General features: G+C 43.8%; 1 protein-coding gene. It reads right to left on the bottom strand.

Annotation, left to right across the window (positions count from 1 at the left end):
- The coding region (locus LAY57_RS17280; protein ID WP_420839095.1) for a beta strand repeat-containing protein at positions 1 to 3,464 on the bottom strand (3,464 nt) is incomplete at both ends.

Here is a 3,464-nt window from a genome sequence, read left to right as displayed (position 1 = left end):
GGATTACCTGGGTCGGGATTACCTGGGTCGGGATTACCTGGGTCGGGATTACCTGGGTCGGGATTACCTGGGTCGGGATTACCTGGGTCGGGATTACCGGGATTTGGATTACCTGGGTCGGGATTACCGGGATTTGGATTACCGGGATTTGGATTACCTGGGTCGGGATTATTGCCAGAGGATGTGGTTATAACTTGAGTCAGACCTTGAGTGAAAGGCCCGAAATAAGACCCAGGTTGTACCGTTTGTTGAGGGCTAGACGTAATGTTGCCGACTGTTCCATTTTTTGTGGCATCACCCGCGACATTAAAGGCAGTTTCTGGCCCTCCTCCATGTCGAATTACGATCGCGCCTCCCCCAGTTCCTCCAGCAGTGGAAATGCTGGACACAGCGCCATTTCGGTCTTTAAAAGTACCTGTAGCGCGGAAAAACCTTTCGGTGGTAATATCAACCGTTCCACCAGCGCCTTTACTTCCTCCTTGGGCGTTTATATACTCAACTTGGATGTCTCCTTTGGGGTCAAGGGTTACGTTACCTCCTTTTCCTGTAATAGCGCTGGTGTCGATTTTTCCGCTGGTAATTTGAACAGGAGTAATAACGGTAATTGACCCACCGGCTGTATTTCCAGTAGCATTTAAGTTGCCAGTTTGTACATATCCCGTCTGGCTATTTAGGGTGATATTACCACCAGCGGCACTACTGGATTGAGTGGTAATATCGTTAGTGGTTATATTGCCAGCAGCATTTACGGCAATGTTTCCACCATTACCTTTGGTAGAAGTAGCGTTGAGAGAACTTGTGCTGGTATCGATCTCGCCACTTTTACTGGTAAGGGTGATGTTTCCTCCTGCTGTGACAATATTGCTTGTGGTGATATTACCTGCTGCGAAAAGTTCAATTGCCGAACCATTAGTGGTAATGTCACCTTTAGCTGCGATCGCACCCGTTCCAACTGGAGATTGAATTGTTACCGGATTGTTAAAATTAACCTTATTGTCGATAGTAATAGCGGCTGTCGAATCACTTCTGCCAATTACTATAGAAGTAAAACCAGGTTGGATGGCGCTAATTTCTGCTGACGTAAAATCTAAAGCTGTTGTGTCGTTAGAAGATGCGATCGCAATATTTTGGTCTGATGTCGCAGGTTGAAGTATTAGCTTATTAGTACCACTTACTGCACCGGCAAAATCAATTTCACCAGCAGTTAAAATCAGCGGGTTATCCCCAGCGGACAACGTAGAACCAAAACTAATTGTAGCAGTTCCCAAATTAAAGTTTACATTTCCATTTAACGTTACTGGGCCACTAAATTTGATGTCGTATTTGGTAGTGGTGATATCGCCTGCGGTAAATACCGATCCGGTGCCGTTTTGATTGAAGACACCATCCAAATTTATGTCTGCTGAGGCAACAATATTCAGCGTGCCGCTGTTGTTGATGGTGACACCACCAGACTTACTTGCGGTGACAGGACTAATGAAGGTAAAGTTATTACCTTTTAGATTAACACCACTTGAGCTATTGGTGTCGATCGGGCCTTGGAAAATTGTAGTTCCCGTCCCTGCTTTTTGGGTAATGCTAGCAGCTGTAATTGCGCCAGTTTGTACGTTTTTTGCACTATTAACAGTCAGATTGCCGAAGCGATTATTACTACCTATATCTCCATTTAAAATGATGTTACCGCTACCCGCTTCCAGAGTAAGATTGCCGTTACCATCAATTTCCCCATTGATGGTAATATCACCATCGCCTTGATTACCTGTGCTGAGGTTAACGTTATTACCAATTGAAGTATTACCGTTAATTGTGATGTTGCGATCGGCAGTTGTGATATCTGCATTAAGATTTGTTGTTTTGCCAGCCAAGGTGATTGAGGCGTCGTCGATTCCCAGAATGGTTGCGTTGACTGCAATTGAGCCTTGAGGAGATAGAATTGTAACTGGGTCGTTGAATGATATGGGGTTGTTAAATGCGATCGCACCGCTGCCATCATTCCGTCCGATAACGATCGATTTGAAGTTATTTTGAAATCGGCTTATTTCATTCGCCGTCAAATCCAAAATACTGCTGCTGCTATCTGTAGCGCCGATTTCGATATTTTGGCTAGCAGTTAAAGGTTCAAGCGTTAAATTACCAGTACCGGAAATATTCCCCCCAAAATCAATCTCATCTCCCCTCAATGTAAGATTGCCAGCTTTTCCGTCTATATTACCGCTGATGCTGACAACATTATTAAGTTGGTTAGTAAATTGGAAGGTGTCGTCTAAGTCGCCGCCTATGATATTTTGGAAAGCACTGAAGCTGATTTGGCCATTGAAATTACCAGTATCGCCACCAGCAATATTCCAAGTGTTTTCGGTATTAGTGCCAACTAAGGTGCTGGATGCTTTAGTTGTACCAACAAGGTTTTCAATACTTACACCGCCAATTGCGCCTAAGTTTATGGTTACGGGAGTGGTGAAATTTGAATAATTAAGGGTGTCGCTGCCAAGGTTGCCGTCTATTGTGCCATTGAAATTAATGCCGTCGTTAAATACGAAAGTATCATTAGAAATCCCGCCGACTATGTTTTCAATATTATCGAAGGTTAAGCTGTTGGGGTAACCGCTGAGATTGCCAGAATTAGCGTCTGTGATATACCAATTTGTATCGCGATTAGCACCTACGAGAGTGGAACCACCTACAATATTAACGGGTGAATTAAAAGTAGCTGTATTATCAAGGGTGATGGTGCCAGTACCGTCTGCACGTCCGATGATAATAGAGGATATGCCGGGTTGCAGAAAACTTAGCTCGTTGGTGGTAATATCTAAAGTGCTGCTACTGCCGCTATCGGTTCCTCCCAGTGCGATCGCCTGACTTGCACTAAAAGGCTCAATTGTCAATTTGCCAAGACTCGACACATTACCAATAAAGTTAATTTCATCGCTTGTTAAATTGATATTTCCCGTATCGACTGCACCATTGGCATTGATAACTGCTGCGGTTATACTGGTGGGGGCCGTTAAGGAGATTGTACCCGCATTACCCCCAGTTGAACTAGAATTCAAATCTCCAGCTGTTAGATTTCCACTGTTACTGTTGAAGTTAATATTTCCGCCAGTTCCAGATCCTTTCACGCCAGATGAGATTTGATTGCTTATAGTAATATCTCCTTCTGAATCAAGAGTAATTGCACCGCCATTACCTGTAGAAGTCGGATTTGAACTAGAAGAATCTATTGTTACTGGCGTCGTATCGGTAATCGCAATATTTCCGCCACTGGTAATCTCGACTTTTCCCCCCTCATTACTAGCGGCAGAAATTATTTGTTTTGTTTGAATATTGCCTGGGGAACTTAGAGTGACATTTCCGCCATTGCCATTCACGGATGAAGCTGCTATTCTCCCTGTATTGATTTTCCCATTCTCGCTTTTTACATTAATATTTCCGCCATTTCCAAATGCCAAAACACTGGATTTGAT

The organism is Argonema antarcticum A004/B2 (genome assembly GCF_023333585.1).
Classification (GTDB): domain Bacteria; phylum Cyanobacteriota; class Cyanobacteriia; order Cyanobacteriales; family Aerosakkonemataceae; genus Argonema; species Argonema antarcticum.
The sequence above is the reverse complement of the archived record's forward strand: the minus strand, read 5'-3'. Positions and strand labels throughout refer to the sequence as shown.